General features: G+C 63.8%; 15 protein-coding genes. 7 read left to right on the plus strand and 8 right to left on the minus strand.

Translation table 11 applies throughout. The features are described from left to right. From ASE30_RS08260 to ASE30_RS08265, 4 genes are all read left to right on the plus strand, one after another. On the plus strand, positions 1–409 hold a 409-nt coding region (locus tag ASE30_RS08260; protein ID WP_057283825.1), incomplete at its 5' end, for a DUF2345 domain-containing protein. Positions 410–470: 61 nt separating this feature from the next. Next, on the plus strand, positions 471–2,201 hold the full coding sequence (locus ASE30_RS28445) for an alpha/beta hydrolase (protein ID WP_082601510.1): 1,731 nt from the start codon (positions 471–473) through the stop codon (positions 2,199–2,201). A gap of 135 nt (positions 2,202–2,336) precedes the next feature. Next, a complete protein-coding gene (locus tag ASE30_RS28905; RefSeq protein ID WP_156407582.1) occupies positions 2,337–3,479 on the plus strand; it encodes a T6SS immunity protein Tli4 family protein in 1,143 nt (380 codons plus the stop codon). A 43-nt stretch (positions 3,480–3,522) separates the two neighbouring features. Continuing rightward, entirely contained in the window at positions 3,523–4,557 is a 1,035-nt protein-coding gene (locus ASE30_RS08265; RefSeq protein ID WP_057283826.1) for a patatin-like phospholipase family protein, read from the plus strand. Here ASE30_RS08265 and ASE30_RS08270 read toward each other — a convergent pair. From ASE30_RS08270 to ASE30_RS08290, 5 genes are all read right to left on the minus strand, one after another. Beyond that, complete coding sequence (locus tag ASE30_RS08270) at positions 4,527–5,006, minus strand: DUF1348 family protein (protein ID WP_057283827.1); 480 nt, start codon at positions 5,004–5,006, stop codon at positions 4,527–4,529. The two genes, ASE30_RS08265 and ASE30_RS08270, sit on opposite strands and share 31 nt — an antisense overlap. Before the next feature lie 62 nt (positions 5,007–5,068). After that, positions 5,069–5,659, minus strand: coding sequence for a TetR/AcrR family transcriptional regulator (locus ASE30_RS08275; protein WP_057283828.1), 591 nt, complete (start codon positions 5,657–5,659; stop codon positions 5,069–5,071). A gap of 70 nt (positions 5,660–5,729) precedes the next feature. Then, positions 5,730–8,201 carry a TonB-dependent siderophore receptor gene (locus ASE30_RS08280; RefSeq protein ID WP_057283829.1) on the minus strand — a complete coding sequence of 824 codons (2,472 nt, stop codon included), beginning with the start codon at positions 8,199–8,201 and terminating at the stop codon, positions 5,730–5,732. 111 nt (positions 8,202–8,312) lie between these two features. Then, a complete protein-coding gene (locus tag ASE30_RS08285; protein ID WP_057283830.1) occupies positions 8,313–9,314 on the minus strand; it encodes a FecR domain-containing protein in 1,002 nt (333 codons plus the stop codon). Between the two features lie 22 nt (positions 9,315–9,336). Then, complete coding sequence (locus ASE30_RS08290) at positions 9,337–9,834, minus strand: sigma-70 family RNA polymerase sigma factor (RefSeq protein WP_057283831.1); 498 nt, start codon at positions 9,832–9,834, stop codon at positions 9,337–9,339. A gap of 361 nt (positions 9,835–10,195) precedes the next feature. Between ASE30_RS08290 and ASE30_RS29245 the strand changes: the two genes are divergently transcribed. Next, positions 10,196–10,348, plus strand: a complete 153-nt coding sequence (locus tag ASE30_RS29245; protein ID WP_200964408.1) for a hypothetical protein — start codon at positions 10,196–10,198, stop codon at positions 10,346–10,348. 7 nt (positions 10,349–10,355) lie between these two features. Here ASE30_RS29245 and ASE30_RS08295 read toward each other — a convergent pair whose 3' ends face one another. The 3 genes from ASE30_RS08295 to ASE30_RS08305 form a co-directional block, all read right to left on the minus strand. Next, positions 10,356–12,074: a diguanylate cyclase gene (locus ASE30_RS08295; protein WP_235515221.1), complete on the minus strand. Its 1,719-nt coding sequence runs from the start codon at positions 12,072–12,074 to the stop codon at positions 10,356–10,358. 224 nt (positions 12,075–12,298) lie between these two features. Further along, positions 12,299–13,849, minus strand: coding sequence for a sensor domain-containing diguanylate cyclase (locus ASE30_RS08300; RefSeq protein ID WP_057283833.1), 1,551 nt, complete (start codon positions 13,847–13,849; stop codon positions 12,299–12,301). 136 nt (positions 13,850–13,985) lie between these two features. Beyond that, positions 13,986–15,065: a site-specific integrase gene (locus ASE30_RS08305; protein ID WP_057283834.1), complete on the minus strand. Its 1,080-nt coding sequence runs from the start codon at positions 15,063–15,065 to the stop codon at positions 13,986–13,988. A gap of 178 nt (positions 15,066–15,243) precedes the next feature. Between ASE30_RS08305 and ASE30_RS08310 the strand changes: the two genes are divergently transcribed. Together ASE30_RS08310 and ASE30_RS08315 are read left to right on the plus strand one after the other, a co-directional pair. Beyond that, a complete protein-coding gene (locus ASE30_RS08310; protein WP_057283835.1) occupies positions 15,244–16,266 on the plus strand; it encodes a DNA-binding protein in 1,023 nt (340 codons plus the stop codon). Positions 16,267–16,584: 318 nt separating this feature from the next. Beyond that, a complete protein-coding gene (locus ASE30_RS08315) occupies positions 16,585–19,872 on the plus strand; it encodes an autotransporter outer membrane beta-barrel domain-containing protein (protein WP_057283836.1) in 3,288 nt (1,095 codons plus the stop codon). The last annotated feature ends 7 nt before the right edge of the window (positions 19,873–19,879 follow it).

Genomic DNA, 19,879 nt, shown 5'->3' on the forward strand with positions numbered 1-19,879 from the left:
CATCCGCCTGCAGGCCGACCGGAGCGTCGAACTGAGCGCCAGCAATGAGCACGTGCTGGTCTCGGCCGACAAGCACATCACGCTGCTGTGTGGCGGGGCCTATATCAAGATAGCAGGCGGCAACATCGAGTTGGGTATGCCTGGGAAGTTCACCGTCAAGGCAGGTTCGCACAACCTCGAGGGGCCTTCTTACGCTTCGGTCGAGGCCAACAGCTGGTCGCATTCCGACTTCGACGAACGGGTACGTGTGGTACGGAATGGCGAGCCCGTGCCGAACTATCGCTATGCCATTGTCCATGCCGACGGCGCACGAATCGAAGGCGTCACGGACGGAGACGGGTGGGCGGAGTTGCAACGCGGGTTGACCGTGGCGGGCTACTCGTTTCATTTGCTTGGTCCGAATACCTGAACTCGAAGAATCATCCAAAAAATAAATCGCTGGATTTCGCGGCGAATAAAGAGGGCATGAAATGAACGAACAGACACGACAGGTTGAGACCCACGTCGGCCGCGATGGCAACCCAGTCGCGCATGTGACGATGAGTCCAACTTCAAATCTGATGCGTTGTCATGTGGAAGCACCGCCGGATCAGGCCATTCCGATCATATTCTTGCCGGGAATCATGGGCAGTCCGTTAATAGCCACTGGCGGCGCCGCGAGCCTTATCGACGATAAGAACATATGGGCTTGGTTTCCGGATGACCCTTCAGGGTGGGTGGCTGGCATTACCAAATGGTCGAGCTACAGTTCGTTAAGCCCCGCCCAGCGTAAGCGGCTGCTGAATCCCAATGAAACACGCCCCCTCGAGATTACAGACGAAGCACACCGAGGAACAGTGGAGAAGTTTGTGCGAGGTTCCATTCCCTTGGAAGAAGCCTTTCGAAGAGGTTGGGGTTCAGTCTCGCTGGATTCCTACGGTGAAATATTGAAATTTCTTGAGGTCAGACTATCGGCCATCGTCACACCGCAGGGCGAACCGATGCCGGCGACCACCGATCGGGTCGTTCCAGTCGACAGTTCACACTGGGGGGATTTTCAAGGGGCATACGTACCGCTGGATAAAGAAGCTCTGCAGGCTGCCGCCAAGTTCAGATATCCGGTTTTTGCTGTGGGTTACAACTGGCTGCGCTCGAGCGAAAGTTCGGCTGATCATCTATATGACCGTATCAATGCCATCCTGTCTTACTGTAAAGAGAGCCTCAGTCTGGCCTGTGATTATGGAGTGATCCTGCTGACACATTCAATGGGCGGGTTGGTGGCGCGCCGTTTTGCTCAACAGTATCCGGAACTAGTTCAGGGCATTGTTCACAGTGTGCAGCCATCTGTGGGAGCGGCGACCGCATACCGACGAGTAAGGGCTGGGTGGGAGGATTTCCTTGGTGCACTTGGACTGGGCGGCACGGGCAAGAAAATTATGCCAATCTTCGCAAATGCTGCGGGTCCGTTGGAATTGCTGCCGAATCGGCGTTACGGTGCTGGCTGGCTACGCGCGGAATCAAACCATGGCGACTCTCTCTTCCAATTACCCGCCGCGAATCCTTACAGCGAAATCTATCTTGAGACGCAAGCATGGTGGAGGCTTATGGACCCGCTCTGGATTGATCCCGCGGATGAGGATCCCCCTCGAGGAACCCCTGGTCCTTCGGTCGCCCTTGCTTGGAAGAACTACAAGAAAAAAGTGGAGGATGCTGAGAGCTTTCATGACAAGCTCGGAGATTATTATCATCCCAATACTTATGCCACATACGGCGGCGATGAGGGCAAACGAGCGTTCAATACAATAACTTGGTGCTTCACCCAGAACATTGCACCTTCTAGTATTGCTGGGCGACGCGCGACGGCAGGCCCCCAGTTAAGCGGAGTGGAGGCATTAAGCCTGCGCCTGACATCAGAAAATTACGAAGGCCGTGTGATGATGATAAATAGCCATAGTCGGATATCAAGAATCAAGCAGTATGGCATCGATGTAGAACATGACACTTTCAATGATCGGCATATGGCCGATCTGCAGGTCGCAGATCAGGCAGGGGACAGCACCGTGCCGCTGCATTCCGCCCAACATGGGACAGATAAAGCGCGCTTTGCGGTCAAAATGAAGGGTTACGGACATCAAGATTCATTCAAAGACGAGAGAGTGAAAGAAGTAACGCTTTACGCGCTGTTGCGCATCGGCGCTACAGCGCAAAAATTGCAGTGTTGATAGATCCCGTCCGCCTACGGCACACCAATGAATCGTCGTCATCTAAGTATTGCCTTCCTATTGATAGTTGCTACCAGTGCCGGATTTTACGGACACTCGCGCTGGCTCCTCGCACATCCAAACCGAACAAATCCTATGTCTTCACTGACGCAGCATATGCGCACTCAATGTGTAGGTCGTATACTTATTGACTTGCCCGACGGGTCCGTATGGAAATCCAAAACTAATGGCGGGAGGGTTGGCGATCTGTCATTCTCTGTCACGACGGGAGTTTCCCGCGATGAATACGCTGCACGTGTGGAGCGACGTTGGGCAGAAATACTGGCGTTGAAAATTCTGCACAGTGTAGCCATACCTCAAGCACCCCACAGTTTTAGGCCCGCTGCGGATAGCATTGTTTTCGCCTACGACTTTCGGCAGTCAAACTCACCTGATGTTCATGGCATATGGGCGAACCGGATTTCTTATGAAACAGAGGGTGCAATTTGGCTTTCCGGCACCATGATAACGATTGGCCCGCAATTAGACAGCCAAGAAGAAATAGTCGAATTGATGGCGCGGATGCGTGCAAGAGAGGCAGACCAAATCCCGAACGAACCCGGTTTGTGTGTGGATGGGGCTTTCATTGCTGGGTATTACGACCCCACCGAACGAGAAGAAATCACCTGGGGATTCCAACTTCCACGCAATCTGGGATTAGTCATCCAGCATTCGAAGGTGTGGAGCGCACGTAAATCAATGCTCGAGCGGCGCAACCAATCCGCGCGAGAAATCGCAGGCTATGTCGCAAAATTGCTCTCGGAACCGGGGGTTGTTGCCGGCAACCGGAAATACCGTGCAGCGCTGCGGACGGGCGATCTCCTTCCCGGCGAAGAGTTCGTTATGGGGGGCACGCAGGGAATTAACGGCGGCATATTTGAAACCAATGTTGGAGGGCTTTGGGAATTCCCTGGGCGCGGGTTCCCATCTCCAATGCCGAGCATTGAATTGAATATGGGTACAACGTTTCAAACCCTAGAAAAGCCTTCACCTTTGGGAGCGTTTTCCACACATAAAGGTGATCAAAACACCCCCACCGAGGCAGAATTTTTTGAAATATGGGACGCCGTCGTGTCAAGCGTACGAGTACGTCCAGTTGCTTTGACATTGCCGCCAACGAAAGCAATCGCTCCACCAAAAATTTCCAGCGAGCAAGCCGAGGCGGATCGCAGGGCGCTTGATGCATTTATTGCTGACGGGCCCGCATTGGATCTGTCAGATTCGGTCAAAAAGCAGTGATGCTCGTTCCCAAGGACTCCATGGCGCAGGTCCTCGGAACGGCGTGCTTCCCAGCAAGGCCAGCAAATTGGTGGGGAACTACAAGCCCATCGCCGGCGTGGAGCATATACCGGCCCGCGAACGATACATCGACGGAGCGATGGACTCCTCCACAGGCGTATTGATGAATCGCGCACGCATTACCCCACTGGATCCCCGCGAATTGGGCACGCGCAATTTCGAAACGCTGGTTTTCGCAGGAGGCGGTAACCGTTGCTGGTGGCAGGCAGGTCTGGTCGGCGCCCTTTGCCAGGGTATGGGCTGGCTTCCGCGACGATTCATCGGCGTCAGCGCGGGCGCCGCCATCGCGACGGCATATGCGTGTGGCCGTATCGAAGATGCGTTGCGGGACGCCGTCGCCCAATTCGATGCCACACCGCGCAATGTGGAATGGCGCCATCTTCTATCCGTCAGGCGCCCCTTCGTCCTGCCGGGCATTTATTCGAGATGGATCGATAGTTTCCTGGATGCGGGAAGCCTGGACTGTATTCGGCGGAACCGGCTGCAAGTAGAGGTCGGCATAACCCGTCCCATCCCGCTCTTGCCATTGGCCGCCTCTGCCTCGTTGGCGCTGCTTTTGTACGTGAGCGAAAAATTCTGGCTCAGAGGGTTTCACGCAAGGCTGCCGCATTGCCTTGGATTCCGGGCGCAGTACTTCGACTTGGCAGCCTGCAGCAACGTGAGCGATGCCCGCTCCTGGCTGCTCGCATCGGCCGCCGCCGTGCCGGTTACGCCGGCATATCGGATCGCGGGCTCGCCTGCTCTTGATGGGGGGTTCTACGACAGCGTCCCGCGCCCGCCTTGCCAGGCAGGCGGGCTCCGCGCGCTGGTGTTGCTCACCCGTCACAAACCTGGATTGCCTCAGGTATTCGCGCATGAAGGAGCCGTTTACATACAACCCCTTGTGCCCGTGGCGGCCACGAATCTCGACTGCACGAGCGGCAGGAACGTACTGTTGACGTATGAGCAGGGCTTGCGAGAGGCCCAGCAACTCGTGGCCGCGTCGCGCTACAGCCCCAGGTCCGACAGGCCGGGATGATCGTCCGGACGGCGGCCCAGCGGCCAGCGGAACTTGCGGTCCGTCTCTTTGATGGGCAGGTCGTTGATGCAGGCGTAGCGGTTGATCATCAGGCCGTCTTCGCCGAACTCCCAGTTCTCGTTGCCGTACGACCGGAACCAGTTTCCGGAATCGTCATGCCATTCATAGGCATAGCGCACCGCGATGCGGTTATCGGTGAACGCCCATAGTTCCTTGATCAACCGGTAATCCAGTTCACGCGCCCATTTGCGGGCCAGGAAGGCGCGCGCCTCGTCGCGGTTCTTCACGAACTCCGCGCGGTTGCGCCAATGGGTATCCACGCTATAGGCCAACGCCACCTTGTCGGGGTCGCGGCTGTTCCAGCCATCTTCGGCCAGGCGGACCTTCTGCACGGCGCTCTTGTGCGTGAAGGGAGGGAGGGGCGGGCGGACTTCAGTCGTCGATGTCATGGCGGGGTCTCGTTTACTGGCGGGAGGGAAAGACAGGGGAAGTGTCCAGGGGCGTATTCCGGTCAGGGGCCGCCGGCGATCAGCGTAGCGGCCGCGCGTTCGGCACTGTCGGTGATGGATGCATCGCCGGACACCATCGCCACGGCAATGGCGCCGTCGATCAACACCAGCAACTGGCGCGCGCGTTCGTGCGGCTGGGGCAGGCCCGCGGCCTGTGTCAGCGCCAGCACATGGGCCAGCAGGCGTTCCTTGTGCAGCCGCGCAACCTGCCGTATCGGGCTATCCGCGTCGCCGATCTCGCCCGCGGCGTTGATGAAGGCGCAACCGCGGAATCCCTCGGAAGCAAACCATTCCCGCAGCGCGTCGAAGATCGACATCAGGCGTCCGCGCGGCGTGGGCGCGGCGGAGGTGGCGTCGACGAACCACCGCATCCAGCGCTCGTCCCGCGCCTGCAAGGCCGCGGCCACCAGGGCTTCCTTGGTCGGGTAGTGCTTGTAGAGGCTCTTGCGCGCCACGCCCGAGGTCTTGACGATGAGATCCATGCCGGTGGCATTGATGCCGCCGCTGTAGATCAGATGCTCGGTGGCGCGCAGCAGTTTTTCCTGCGTGGCGGACGGGGAGGCCGCGGGGGAGACAGGCGGGGAATCGGACATGGAGAATGATCGTTCTATCTGCAATGCGCAGATGGTAGAACGACCATTCTTCCACGTCAAGCGCCGGCGATCACCAGTTGTAGCGCAGCGTGGCGAGCACCACCCGTCCCGGCCCGTAGAAGCACAGGTTCACGTTGTTGCACGAGGCCACGTATTGCTTGTCGAACAGGTTCGACGCGTTAAGGCTCAGGCTCGCGCCCTTCATGGACGGGCTGGCCCGCTCCAGGTCATAGCGGATCGCGGCATCGGCCAGCGTCACGGCCGGCACCTTGACGGCATTGTCCAGGTCGCTGAACGTCGTGCCCAGGTAGCGCGCGCCCGCGCCGAATCCCAGCCCGGCCAGCGCGCCCGTGTCGATGGTGTAGTCCACCCACAGCGATGCCATGTGCTTGGGCACGCCGGCGAAAGGCACCTTGCCGACCTGCTCCGGATAGTTGCTGGAAACGGTCTTGATGTCGGTGTAGGTGTAGGCGGCCACGATGTCCAGGTTGCGCGCCAGGGACGCCTTGCCTTGCAGCTCGAAGCCCTCCGAGCGCACGACGCCGGTCTGCACCTGCGAATTCAGGTGGTCCGGATCGCGCGTGAGCACGTTGCGCTGCTCGATCTGGAACACCGATGCGGTGACGAAGCTGTCCTGGCCCTTGGGCTGGAACTTCACGCCCGCTTCGTACTGCTCGCCCTTGGTCGGCCGGAACGGTGTTCCCGCGAAGGTCGTTCCCGCTTGCGGACGGAAGGACGTGGCGTAGCTGACGTAAGGCGCCAATCCGCTGTCGGCCAGGTACACCATGCCGATGCGGCCGGTGAACGCATTGTCGTTCTGCTGCGTGCGGGTGCCGGTCAGGTTGTTGCGGGTGCTCGCTTCCGACCAGTCCATGCGGCCGCCGGCTGTCACCACGACCTTGTCCAGGATCTTCACCTGGTCCTGCGCGTACAAGCCCAACTGGCGCATGCGCTGAAAGGTGTCGTTGTAGATGGGAGGTTCGTCGATCTTGTAGCCGTAGACGGGATCGAACGGATTGATGGGCGGCACGCCGTCCATGCCGAATCCAAGCTGGGTGTCGAAGCTGGACTGCTGGTAGTCCAGCCCCATCAGCACGGTGTGGGCAAACGCGCCCGTCCTGGCCTGGTACTGCAGTTGCGTGTCCAGCGCCAGCGTGCGCGCCTTTTCTTCGGAGCTGAAGGCGTAGCGCTGCAAGGATTGGTAGTCCGGCTCGCCGTCGGGCAGCGTGCCCCAGCCCAGCTCCGAGATCAGCGCGCGGTAGTGCGTGCGGTTCTGGTTGTAGCGGGCATTCTGGCGCAGGGTCCAGCTATCGTTGAACTTGTGCTCGAACAGATAGCCCAGCATCGACTGGTCCTTGTCGTAGCGGTCAAAATCGGGCTCGCCCGAGAAGAAGCTGCGCGAAATCCGGCCATACGGCGTGGGGGTGAGGGTGCCCACCGACGGCAGCCATTGGTCCGTGGACCCGGCACGGATGCGCTGGAAGTTCGTCAACACCGTGAAATGCGTGGCGGCGCTGGGCTGCCAGGTGAACGACGGCGCGATGAAGGCGCGCTTGTCGCGCACGGTGTCCACTTCCGTATCGGCATTCCGGCCTTGGCCGGTCAGGCGGTACAGCCATTGCCCGTCTTCGGTGGCCGGTCCGCTGAAATCAAAGCCGACCTGCGCGCGGCCCGGGTCGCCCGTCGTGAACTCGACTTCGCGCAACGGCGCTTCCGTCGGCCGCTTGCTGACCTGATTGACGATGCCGCCGGGCTGGTTCTGCCCGTAGAGCAGCGAGGCGGGCCCGCGCAAGACCTCGACGCGCTCCAGAGCATAGGGATTGACGTCATACGAGCCGTAATAGCGCGTGGCCAGCGCCAGCCCGTCCAGATAGATGCCCTGGTTCGACGCGGCCACGCTGAAGCCCCGCACGGAAATGTTCTGGTGCCGCAGATCGTCCGCGGTCTCCGCGCGCACGCCGGCCTCGTACCGCAGCGCCTGCTCGGTCTTCTGCACGGCCTGCCACGTCATCTGGTCACGCGTCACCACCGAGATCGATTGCGGCGTTTCGATCAACGGCGTGTCCGTCTTGGTGCCGGTCATGCTGTAGTTCGCCACGAAGCCATCCACCGGGCCCCACGCGCGGCTGGACAGGGCGTTTCCAGCCACTTCGATCGGCGCCAGGGTGGACACCGCGCCGGGTGCCGCGGGCCGCAAGGCATAACTGCCATTGGGCAGCCGCTGCGCGGCCAGGCCGGTGCCGGACAGCAGCAAGGCCAGCGCCTCATCGGGCCGGTACGCGCCGCTGATGCCAGGGCTTTGCCTGCCTTCGACATCCTCCGCGGCGTAGGAAAGCATCAGCCCCGACTCGCGGCCGAAGCGCTCCAAGGCATCGGCCAGCGAACCCGCCGGAATCCGGTAAGTGGCCACAGCGGCTTGCGCGTGGCCGGCGACGGGAAACAGCAGGGCGGCAGGCATCGTGCCGGCAAGGCTCAGCGCCAGGGCCAGGGCACGCAGTGCCGGACGCCGCGCGTGCCGGCTCGTGGGGTAGGAATGGTTCATCGGGTTCTCGGTTTCGTTGGGAGTGGCGATAGGACTTCAGCTCCTATGCCACGCGAGATCGAAAAACCCATCACCCGGAATGCCAAAAATCAAAAAAATCCGAAGGCAGGCTCACGCCACGCCCTCGCGCGGCCCGAAAGCGATCCAGTAACGCGTGATCGAACGCAGGCGGACCGGCAGCGTCAGCGCCAGCGTGTCCAATACCTTGTCCGTGTCGCCCAGCGGGTACACGCCCGACACCCTCAGGTTGGCCACGCGCGGATCGCAGCGGATAACGCCCTGGCGGTAGCGCGCCAACTCCATCAGGAATTGGTCCAGGCGCATGTCATGCGCTGCCAGCACGCCGTCGATCCAGCTCTGATCGCTGGCCGAGCCGGGCATGGGCAGATCGACCAGGGCAGCGGTAAACGCGGCACGCTGGCCGGCGGCCAGTTCGCGCCGCTTGCCCGGCGCGTCCGTGGGCGTCAGCAGCAACGGGCCGGTCAGGGCATGGGCGACGCTGCGTGCCGTCTCCAGCCGCAGCGCCAAACGCGATCCAGGCGTTGCCACTTCACCGTGCCGGGTCTGAACGACAAACGGCAGCGGCTGCGCGGACGCGCTCTCCGCGCGCACGGCATCCACCATGATTTCGCCGCGCGCCAGGCGGATGCGGCGTTCGCCGCCCGCCGCTATGTCGATGGCGCTATCGGTGTTCAGCAGCACCCGCGAGCCGTCCGGCAGGGTAATGCGCCGCTGTTCGCCCACGCCCGTGCTCGCATCGGCAAGCAGCGGCTGCCAGGGCTCGGTGCGCGCGCCCCACCAGGCCGCGCCGGCGCCGGCCGCCAGCCAGGCAGCGGACGTCATGAAGCGGCGGCGGCCGCTCACGGCCGGCCGGGACAACGCGGCGTGCGCCAAGGGCGAGGACAATCCGGCCACATCGCCCGCGCAATGCTGCAGATGGCTCCAGGCGCGGGCGTGCTCGGGGTCCGCCTGCATCCAGGCGCTCCAGCCATGCCGCACGTCCGGGCTGACCTTGTCCGCGCGCAGGCGGACGAACCAGTCCACGGCCTGGCGCGCGACCGCCTCCGGGATCGGCGTGGCGGGGGCAAAACGCGACGGTTCGGCGGCGTTCATGGCAACACTCCCGGGGCCGCCATCAGAAGAAACACTGCAGCAAGGCCCGCGCCACATAGCGCTGCACGGTGGGCAAGGACACGCCCAGCGCCAGGGCGATCTCGGATTGCTTCATGCCGTCCACCTGGGCCAGCAGAAACGCGCGGCGCACGGGCGCGGGCAGCCCGTCCAGGCGCCGATCGATCTCCACCAGCGTCTCCAGCACGATCGCCCGTGTCTCGGGCGAAGGCGCTTGCGCCTCGGGCAGGTTGGCCAGGCTGCGCAGAAATGCCTGCTCGACATCGCGGCGGCGATAGAAGTTGGCCAGGATGCCGTTGGCCACCGTGGACAGGAAGGCACGCGGTTCGCGGATGTCGCCGCGCGCCTGCAGCAGCACGCGCAGAAAGGTGTCGTGCGCCAGGTCGGCGGCGTCCGCCGCGCTGCCCAGCCGCTTGCGCAGCCAGCCGAGCAACCAGCCATGGTGGCTGGTGTACATCGCCGTCATCGAATCCGCTGGCGGAGGGGGAGGGGATTCGATCATGGCGTGTCGGCGGAAGACGGGGCGGTGGACTGAATGAGAATGGATATTAATTATAAGAGAGGCTTGCGCACTCCGCACCTGCTTCCTGCGCCCGGCCGACGGCCACGGATAGGGGCTACGGGCGGGGCCTATAGCACAACTTCTATCCATGCTGGCTATTTCTAGCAAAATTATGCTAAAATCGTTCAATTATCAGCAAAATAATATTAAAACTAATACCAAAAACCTGCTGATGAAAACCTTGTCCTGGCGTTGCCGCCGTATGAATGCTCCCCCGCATCCACAGTATTCATGGCACGCTTGAATCCTGTGCGCGGTGTCTGGGCGGGGGAAGCCATGCGCCCTGAATAGGAACACGCTCATGTCTCATCAATTGGCTGCCAAGAAGGGAAGCTTCGAGATCCCCCCGCTGAACTGGAAGGCGCCCGACGCGGACAAGAAATCCGATCGCGACACCGCCCCCGCGGATGCCAATTCTTCCAAGAAGGCAGAAGCCTCCCGCCTGAAGGCATAAGGCTCGTTCAACCCAAGGTGCGCTGCTGCACCTGGTTGCGCCCATTCATCTTCGCCAGATAGAGCAGTTCGTCCGCGGCGCGGAACATCGCTCCCGCGGATTCGGCGTGGCTCCACGACACGCAGGCCACCCCGAAGCTCGCGGTCAAGGTGAATGCGGCGCCATTCTCGGCGGTGACGGACGCCGCGCAAATACGGGTACGCAGGCGTTCGGCCATGTCGATCGCCTGCTTTGCATTGCGCGTGCGGCACAGCACGGCAAATTCTTCGCCCCCTACGCGCGCCACCACGTCCGCTTGACGCCAGGTGTTGCGGCAAAGCTCCGCCACGGCCTTCAGCGCCAGGTCGCCGCTGGCATGCCCGTGGGTGTCGTTGATGATCTTGAAGTGATCGATATCGAACAGGATGAATGCCAGCATCGGCTGCGCCTCGTCCCAATCGGCGCGCGCCGCCTCGAACCGGCTTTCGAACGCCCGCCGGTTGAGCAGGCCCGTCAGGAAATCGGTTTCCGCCGTGCGCGCCAGGTCCGCGATCAGGCGGTCGCGCTCGGCCTCCAGCCGATTCTTCACCGCCGAATTCTCTTTCAGTACCCGCAGCGCCTTGAATATTCCATCGACCTCGCCGTGATAGCGGCCTGGCGGAATCCGCGCCGGCGCGGCGCCGCTGGCGATCGACCCGATGATGCGCGTGGCCAGGGCGAAGGGCTGGATCACCCGCTTGCGGAATTGCACCAGCGCCAACGCCAGGGCTGCCACCAGCAGGGCAGTCGCTCCCAAGGTGATCGCCAGCAGCCGCGCGGCGGTGATCCTGTGGCCCTCGATATGCCGCTCCATCTCGTCGAGCAGCACATCGCGGAACTGGGTGATCGAGTCCATGAGCGGCACATAGGCGGCGGCCAGCGCCTGCGTGGAAACCGGCGCCTCGGCGGATTGCCGCGACGTCTGATCGCGCACCCGCGACAAATAATCCAGGCCCTCGCCGAAGTAGCGCTGCTCCAAGCGCGCATATGCGCCTGAGGCGCGCACGTCGGGACGCGTCGCCATGCGGGCGTCGATCAGCGTCCGCAGTTCGTCGATGCGTCCCAGCACGCGCTCGATCCGGAATTGCTCTTCCAGCGTCAGCTTGCGGCGGCGTGTCAGCGCGGGGGTGTAGGTCGACCCCAGCAAGCCCGCCTGCTCGCGCAGTTCGCTTGCCAGCAGGGCCAGGGACAACAGGCTGGGCGCATTGGCCTCGCTGCGCATGACGAGCCCCGCATTGGCGGCCATGCTTGCCTGCAAGCGCGGGATGATGCTCACCATGCCGGCGACGGATTGCCACAGCATCTGCCCGGATAGCTGGTCTCGAGGCGTGGCGATGCGCAGGTCGGCGTGCTGGCGCGCGGCGGTCAGCGCCAGGCGGATGCGCTGGATCTCCGAACGCTCGCTATCCTGATCGGGGCCAACAGGCGCAGAGTGCAACGCCAGCAGTTCGTCGATCCGGGCGTCCGTGCGGGCACGGGCCGCGCGCAATGAGGCAAGAATGTCTTCCGGCACGGGCAACGCCGAGCCGAACGCCGCGTTCATGGGTCCACGTTCCGCCGACGCCAGTTCCATGACCCGAACGGTCGCGCGCACCGATCCAAATGCCTGCCCGGCCTCGGACGCGGCGCCGTGGGACCGCCAGCTCTGGAACAGCAGAATGCCCGCAAGCACCGCCACCAGCAACAGTACCCCAGCGGCAAGCGTCATGAAATGGCGTTCGAGGGATTTCGGCGCGGCGGCGGGGCGCAACATACTCGGCAAGCAGGTCCATGCGGGGTCTCGGCTGCGCAGAATACTGTAATTACAGGGGCGCTGGGCCCTGCATTCCCGGCATTCTTCGAATTGCAGCAAAGCAAGGCACGACTATGTCGCTGCAATACGGTTCATTGCAGTCCGCGGCAAAGAATTGCGCTTTTATCGGGCGCGCGAACTCATGCCTGGTGCGTCACGACGCAATTGCGTCCCTGCTGTTTGGCGGCGTACAGCGCGGCGTCGGCGGCCCGGAACGCCTCATCGACATTTGGCCCGCTCGAGGGCCACTGCGCCACGCCGGCGGACACCGTGACATGGTTGGCGCCGCGCAATGGGCGCTTCGCCACATGCGCGCGCAAGCGCTCGGCCACGTTGGTGGCCTCTTGCGCCCCCACGCCGGGCAACAGGATCAGGAATTCCTCGCCGCCGGTGCGGCCCAGAACGTCCGACGGACGAGAACATTCGCGCATGACCTGCGCCATCGCCTGGATCACTTCGTCGCCCACGGTGTGCCCGTAGGTATCGTTGACGCGTTTGAAATGGTCGATATCCAGCGCGACCACCGAAAAGGGCATTCCCGACGCCTGCATCTGATCCACCGCGTCCTGCGTGCCGCGCCGGTTGCGCAAGCCAGTCAGCGGATCCGTGATGCTGGCCAGATTCAGTTTGCCGATCTTCTCCTGCAGGCTCGTGAAGCTTCGGATCACCGCGCGCTTCAGGCGTTCCGCCTCGAAGTACCAGGCTTTCACGGACTGCACCCGCTGCATGGCGACGGCCACGTCCTGGTGTTCGACGTTGGTGGCCAGTTGCGACAAGGGCAGGGAGATCATGCGGGCACACCACCAGATGGCCAGCAGAAACGCCAGGGCCAGCGGCGCCGCGTAGCCCAGCAGCGCCCAGATCAGATCGCGTATGGGTTCCAGCGTGACCGTGGCCGAACGCTGCGCCACCACGCCCCAGCCGCTGATCGGCACCGCCGCATAGCCCGCCAGCATGTCCACGCCCTGGGTGTTGATCACGCGCAGGGCGCCCGCGACCCCCTTGGTCACCGCGGCCACCACCGGATTGGCGAGCACCATTTCACCGATCCGGCGAGGATCGGTGTGGTAAATCAGCCGGCCATCGCTATCCACCACGTACAGGTAAGAGCCGTCGTGGTAGTGGTGCTTGCCCAGCAGATCCTGCAGGCCGCTTTCGTTGCGCAGATAGATCGTTCCCGCGACATACCCGAGGTAGGTGCCATCGTTGGAGAAAATCGGGTGCGATAGATTGATCAGCAAATTGCCGGCGATGGAGACGTAGGGCTTGGTAATCGTCGGCTGCCTGGTCTGCAGCGCAGCGCGGCTGCCTGGCGTGTCGACCTGGGTGCCCAGAAAGTTGCGGAAATTCTGCGTGGTGGCCAGGATCGTGCCATCGGCGCGCACGACTCCCACCGAGTTGAAGCTGTCCGTCTGTTGCTGCACCCGCATCACTTCGGCGGTAAGCCGCTCGGGGGATCCGATCATCTCCGGCATATGGCGGGCGCTATAGCCCAATTGCTGCTGCGCCGACTTCAGGAAGCTGTTCGTACTTTCCGCCAGCTTGGCGGCATAGACCCGGTTCGCCTCAAGGGTGTTGGCGATCAATTGCTCGCGCTGTACCCGATAGCTGGCGTACAGCGCGTTCGCGGTGGCGGCGATGGCGCTGAAAACGGTAAGCGCAAGCACTAGCCCGCGTAGATGGATTCGCATGGGATCAGGGCGGACAGGAGTGGGACCGGCGCGCGAGCCGGACAGCGGAAAATCCAGAAAAACGCAGGAAAGGCATAGTGACGGAGCGCGATGATTGTAATGTCGCTGCCACCATTACGGCAGGACAGGCGCGTTCCTATAGCCCCGGCTCGCCCGGCTCGTCCAGCAGGCGCGCGGCAGGGGACCGCGCGGCGGCGCCGGCCCGGAAATAGCCCATGACGGTCGCTACGCTGGCATGGCCGGTCATTGCCATGGTGTCGCCCAGCGGCACGTTGCGCCGGCCCGCTTCGGTTACAAATCCGGAACGCAGGCTATGCGCCGAGAACTCGCCGTCCAGTCCCGCCTGTTGGCAGCGTTCCAGCACGATGCGCCGCACCGCGGCCGCGGCCAGCGGTTCACCGATAACGTCTCCCCGGCGCACACGCCGAAAGATCGGGCCTTGCCGGATCCCGCTGGCGGCCAGCCAGGCCTCCAGCGCTTGCGCCGCGGCGCCGACGATCGGCTTCTGGTCATCGGCGCGGCTCGCGCCCGTCTGGTTGGTCTTCGAATGCGCCATCGAATACAGAAAGCCCTCGGCGGTGCGCTGCGTGTTTTCGATGGTGGCCCGCACGACTTCCGACCGCCGGCGCCCGCCGCTGGCCCAGGCAAACATCAGCAGCGCGCGGTCGCGCCGGCCGCGCAGGGTATCGTCGCAGGTCTCAAGAATGGCTTGCAACGGCTCTCGGGTCAGCGCCTCTTTCTTGGCGGGCGCGACGCCGCGCCGGGCATAGGCGCGGCGGGTCCGGGCCAGCAGCTCTCGAACCGCGGCGCCGCGGCAGGGGTTGGGATGTCCCAGCAATTCATGCGCCTTGGATAGCACCGACAGGCGCTGCTGCAGGGTATTCAGGCTGGGCGCGCCGAGCTTGCCCTTGGCCTTCAGGCGCACCAGTTCCTGGTCCAGCGCCAGGGGCAGCTCCCATTTCAGGCCGTGCTCCGTGGACCGCTGCGCATGGTCCACGATGAATTGGATCACCGCGGCCTCGGGCAGGGGCAGGGCAAAGGCCTGGCCGTAGCGCAGTTCGAACCAGGCGGTCCAGTACCGGATGGCGGCGCGGTAGCTGGCCGCCGTGTTGGCGGAACTGCCTTCGCGCAGCAGTCCCCGGACCGCGGCGTCGGCCTGCGTGTCCAGCATGCGCGGATCCAGCAAGGGAAGGGAAGCCAGCAATTTCAACTGCATTCTGGGTGGACGGCTCATATCGGATAACTGGATTCTAGGGCCAACGGTGCGGTCCCTTTATTCAGAATGTATTATTTATTACGTATGCTGTATGATATAGAACATACATGCAGGTTTAATAACGATAAGATTCCATTATCGTCACTAATTATCGCGGATCGTAGAAGGAATCCACGCCATGGCCACCGGAATCACCGAAACCGACGTCTGGGCCGCCGCCGACGCCTTGTTGCTCGAAGGGGCCCGGCCCACCATCGAACGCGTGCGCCAGAAGATCGGCCGGGGCTCTCCCAATACGGTCAGTCCGCACCTCGAGACCTGGTTCCGGGCCCTGGGCGCCCGCATCAAAGACCCCCGCGCCTTCGCCGCGCCACCAGAGATTCCCGATCCCATCGCCCAGGCGGCGGCGCATTTCTGGGAAGCCGCCCTGACGGCCGCCCGGGCCGAGCAGGCGCAGGCCTACCAGCAGCGCTGGGAAGAGTTAGCCAAGGAAAGCGAACGTTTTGCCGCTCAGGCGGAACAATTGCAGCAACGCGAGGCGCAACTGCTGAACAGAGAGCGCGATCTGCAGGAAGGGCTGAAGGTCGCCACCGCGCAACTTGCGGCAACCGAAGAACGCCTGCAGGCCGCCGAAGCCCAGTTGCGCCAGCGTGACAAGGCACTGACCGCCGCGCGCGAAAATCTGGCCGACGCCCAGGGCGCCATCCAGACTCTGTTGGCCGAGGCCGACCAGGCCCGGGACAAGCACGCGCAGGCGCTTGCCGCGCTGGATTCCCGCCACGCCGCCCATGAACGCCGGTGGCTCAACGAGCTGGATGCCGAGCGCGGCGCGGTCAAGCGCCTGCAGGCGCGGCTGGATGCATTGCAGGCCGCGGGCCTGCAGCAGGCCGACGAATTGCGCCAGGCCCTGGCCTCCGCCCAGGAGCAACAACGCGCGGCCGAGCAGGACGCCCAGGCCCAACGCCAACAGGCGCTGGCGGACGCGCGCCAACGGCAAGCCGAGGCCGCGGCCGCCCAGGAAGCCTTGCAGGCCAGCCGGCGCAGTGAAGCGGATCTGGCGCAACGTCTGGCCGCCGCCCAGACGCGAGCCGACGATCTGTTCGGACAGATCACATCCCGGGACCAGCAGTTCAGCGACCTGGCCCGCCGCCTGATCGCGATCCAGGAGGCGCCCAAGGCGCCGGAAGACACCGCGCCATAGCCGCTCCTGTTTCGCCGCCTATCCCCATTTGAACTCCCGCGTTTGAGTACTCGCGTTTGTGTGGCCGCATCAAGTGCCCGCATTTGAATACTCCGATGCAGGCCCTTGCCACGGCCGCGCTCGCCGGGGATTTGATATTTGTCGGGGGTTCGCCCGATTAGTAATCCTATGATGTTGCCGCTCTTGCGCCCTGACCAGAATGAGACCTCTCTTTCATATGTGTCATGCCAGGGCTGCGGTTCACGTAAGGCTGTGCGTTACTGCCGGTGATTTGCGAGTTGCGTTGGCGGGCCTGATTCAAGGGTCAAGGATTTCGCCATGCATTTGCATCTCACTCCGATCATGGTCGGCGTACTGGCTGCGGCCGTTCCCTGGTTTCCCGCCGCCGCCCTGGCCGCCGAGCTCGGCCAGATCAACGTTTCGGATCCCGTGGTCAAGACCACGCTGACCCTGGACAGCGGATCTACCGTCACGCATGCGGGATCCGGGACCGCCGTCAACGTCTCAAGCGTGGGCAACGGGGTCCAGGGAGACAGCATCCGCATTACCGCGGGCGGCGCGACGGCCCCCAACACCGTGGCCGTCAGGGCCAGCCTGGGCGGCGCCGTGGACCTGACCAACAGCAGCGTCAGCACCCTGGGCGCGGGGCAGGGCGCTCACGCCCTGTACGCGTCGGGCGCCGGCAGCGCCATATCCGCCGTCGATACCGATATCTCCACGCGAGGCTCGGCCTCCCACGGCGTCTACGTGCTCGACGGAGGCAAGGTCGCCCTCGAAGGCGGCAGCGTCGCCGTCAACGGGATCATCAGCTCCGGCCTCTACGCGTCGGGCGCAAATTCCCTTATTACCGCCAAATCGCTTGATATCAACGCGCTGGGCAACAACAGCTATGCGGTCAATGTCTACGGTGGCGCCCGCGCCGAACTGATCGACGTGAACGCAGCGACCTCAACCGGCAACGCCATGACCGTGGGCGGCGCCGGTTCGACGCTGTCGCTCAAGGACACCGACGTGACCTCCAGCGGCGGCATAGGCGTACGCGTGGACAGCGCGGCGATGACCATGCAGGGAGGTTCCATCGCTTCGGCCGGTGACGCCGTCCTGCTGGCGACCTCGACCGGTTCCCTCGGCAGCTCCGCCGTCATCCGCGATGCAAGGCTCAGCGCCGCAAACGGCTATGGCGTCAACATCAATGCGCAGGGCTCTTCGGCCACGCTGGAAAATGTGTCCATATCCGCCTTGGGAAGCTGGGGGACAGGCGTGTGGCTTCCTTCCGTCGGCACCTCGCTCGTCGCCAGGAATGTCGATATAGATTCCTGGAGCGTGGGCATCGACAACCGGGCGGGGCAGGTCTCGATGCAGGGCGGGTCGGTCGAAACACGTGGCGCCAACGCGCACGGGCTCTATGTGTCCCGCGAGTACGGCACCACCGCAACCGTGGCCGCCACCGGCACCCGGATCAAGACCGCGGGCGCCGGTTCCGTGGGCGCACTGGTCCGCATGTCGGGCGCCAGCCTCTCGCTGACCAACGCCACGGTGGATACCGCCGGCGCGACCGCCTACGGCCTCTTTGCCAGCGGGACCAGCACGGAACTCACGGCGACGGGCTCGGCCATCAATACCCTGGGCGCCGACGCGTCCGGCCTGGCCATGAGCAATCGCACGTCGGTCACGCTCGACAGCACGCTGCTGAAGACTCAAGGAAACCGCGCCCATGGGGTCTGGAGCTACGTGACCGCCACCGGCATCACCAACAATCTGCTGCTGACCAACGGAACCCGCATCGACACCCAGGACGGTGTCGGGCTGCTCGCCAGCGGGGGGGACCATAATTTCACGCTGTCGGACACTCAGGCGATGACGCGCACGGGCGGCGACGACAGCGCCGGCGTGTTCCTCCAGACCCGCGCGGTCAACGTCACCAGCGGTGGCGTCACCACGGTGATCCAGACCGGCCAGGTGCAGGTGGACGCAAGCGGCTCGACCATGACGGGCGATGTCGTGGCCGATAGCGGCACGGTGGATATCCGCCTCAGGAACGCAAGCGTGCTGACCGGCGCGCTGGTCTCGCGCGCCGGCAACATCGATAGCTTGTCGACCGACAGCGCCAGCATCTGGAATGTGCGGGCCGATTCCACGCTCGACACGCTGAATAATGCCGGCACGGTGCGGTTCGTTGCGCCGAATGCGCATTCGGGCTTCAAGACGTTGACGGTCAAGGACTATGTGGGCGGCGGCACGCTGGTCATGAACACCCAGCTCGGCGACGACGCTTCGCCTAGCGACAAACTGGTGATCGACGGGGGATCCGCCTCGGGCTCGACCGGCATGCGCGTCGTGAACGCGGGCGGGTCCGGCGGTCAGACCACGCGGGGCATCCGCCTGGTGGAGGCGATCAACGGCGGCACGACCGCACCCGACGCCTTTCGCCTGGACCCGGGATCGACCGGGTACCGCGCCAGTTCCGATACGGTCGCGCTGAATGGCTATGACTACAGTCTGGCGCGTGGCGGCGCTGGCGGCGCGGCCTCGGATTGGTATCTGACGTCCACGTATACGCCCGGCGGCGAAGGCGAACCGGGACCCGAATTGCCGAAATCCCCGGAGCCGGGCGGCTCCACCATCACCAACGTCTCGCCGGAGAGCGGCGCCTACGTCGGCAACCGGCTGGCGGCGGAACGGATGTTCATGCATGGCCTGCGTGACCGCACGGCGGCCCGGGTTCCTTCTGGCGCCGGCGCCAAGGTCGGACCGGGCACGGCGCTGTGGATGCGCGCCCAAGGCGGACGAAACAATGACCTGCGCATGACCGAAGGCAAGGTCGAGGTCGACACGGACGGCAGCGTCGTCCAGATCGGCGGCGACGTGCTGCAGGCGCCGCTGGGTGAAGACGGGCTTGTCGTTGCCGGCGTGATGGCTGGGTACGGCGATGCCCGCGTGCGTTCCACCTCGCGCTTGACGCTGCCGGCCCGCAAGGTCAGCGCGGATGCCCGGGGCAAGGTGACCGGCTATGCGGCGGGTGTGTACGCGTCGGCGTACGCCAATGACGCGACCCGGCTGGGTGCCTACGCGGACACCTGGCTGCAGGTTGGCCGCTACTCCAACGACATCGACAGCGAGCTAGGATCCGCCCGCTACCGCTCCAACACCTGGACGGCTTCCGTGGAAACGGGATACGCCTTCCAGCCGTTCGCGTCCGATTCGGCTTTGGCCGCCATGGTGGTGGAACCCCAGGTTCAACTGGCCTACAGCCAATACGGCGCCAAGGACGCGGTCCTGCCCAGCATGAAACTGGAAAGCGGCAACGCGGGTTCAGTGCATACGCGGGTGGGCGCGCGCCTCTATCCGCTGGGGAAGGCCGGGGCGGAACCCGCGGTGCATCCCTTTCTTGAGGCCAACTGGCTGCATGGCACCGGCAATCCCCAGGTCGACATAGGCTCGGCCACCTTTGGCGCCGAGCCGCTGCGCAATGCGGCCGAACTGAAACTCGGCGCCGAAGGCAGGGTGGGGGAGTCCTTGTACATCACTGGCCAGGTGTCCGGCCAGATGGGCAGCGGCAATCAGCGCGGGTACGGCGGCATGCTGAACGTGACCTACCGCTGGTAGGACGCCG

It is taken from the genome of Achromobacter sp. Root83, from assembly GCF_001428845.1.
GTDB lineage: Bacteria > Pseudomonadota > Gammaproteobacteria > Burkholderiales > Burkholderiaceae_B > Achromobacter.

Excerpts from the sequence above, each read along its gene's own strand:
- ASE30_RS28445 (WP_082601510.1), top strand. The coding sequence starts at position 471 with ATGAACGAACAGACACGACAGGTTGAGACCCACGTCGGCCGCGATGGC.
- ASE30_RS28905 (WP_156407582.1), top strand. The coding sequence starts at position 2,337 with ATGTCTTCACTGACGCAGCATATGCGCACTCAATGTGTAGGTCGTATA.
- ASE30_RS08270 (WP_057283827.1), bottom strand. The coding sequence starts at position 5,006 with ATGACATCGACGACTGAAGTCCGCCCGCCCCTCCCTCCCTTCACGCAC.
- ASE30_RS08275 (WP_057283828.1), bottom strand. The coding sequence starts at position 5,659 with ATGTCCGATTCCCCGCCTGTCTCCCCCGCGGCCTCCCCGTCCGCCACG.
- ASE30_RS08280 (WP_057283829.1), bottom strand. The coding sequence starts at position 8,201 with ATGAACCATTCCTACCCCACGAGCCGGCACGCGCGGCGTCCGGCACTG.
- ASE30_RS08285 (WP_057283830.1), bottom strand. The coding sequence starts at position 9,314 with ATGAACGCCGCCGAACCGTCGCGTTTTGCCCCCGCCACGCCGATCCCG.
- ASE30_RS08290 (WP_057283831.1), bottom strand. The coding sequence starts at position 9,834 with ATGATCGAATCCCCTCCCCCTCCGCCAGCGGATTCGATGACGGCGATG.
- ASE30_RS29245 (WP_200964408.1), top strand. The coding sequence starts at position 10,196 with ATGTCTCATCAATTGGCTGCCAAGAAGGGAAGCTTCGAGATCCCCCCG.
- ASE30_RS08295 (WP_235515221.1), bottom strand. The coding sequence starts at position 12,074 with ATGACGCTTGCCGCTGGGGTACTGTTGCTGGTGGCGGTGCTTGCGGGC.
- ASE30_RS08300 (WP_057283833.1), bottom strand. The coding sequence starts at position 13,849 with ATGCGAATCCATCTACGCGGGCTAGTGCTTGCGCTTACCGTTTTCAGC.
- ASE30_RS08305 (WP_057283834.1), bottom strand. The coding sequence starts at position 15,065 with ATGCAGTTGAAATTGCTGGCTTCCCTTCCCTTGCTGGATCCGCGCATG.
- ASE30_RS08310 (WP_057283835.1), top strand. The coding sequence starts at position 15,244 with ATGGCCACCGGAATCACCGAAACCGACGTCTGGGCCGCCGCCGACGCC.
- ASE30_RS08315 (WP_057283836.1), top strand. The coding sequence starts at position 16,585 with ATGCATTTGCATCTCACTCCGATCATGGTCGGCGTACTGGCTGCGGCC.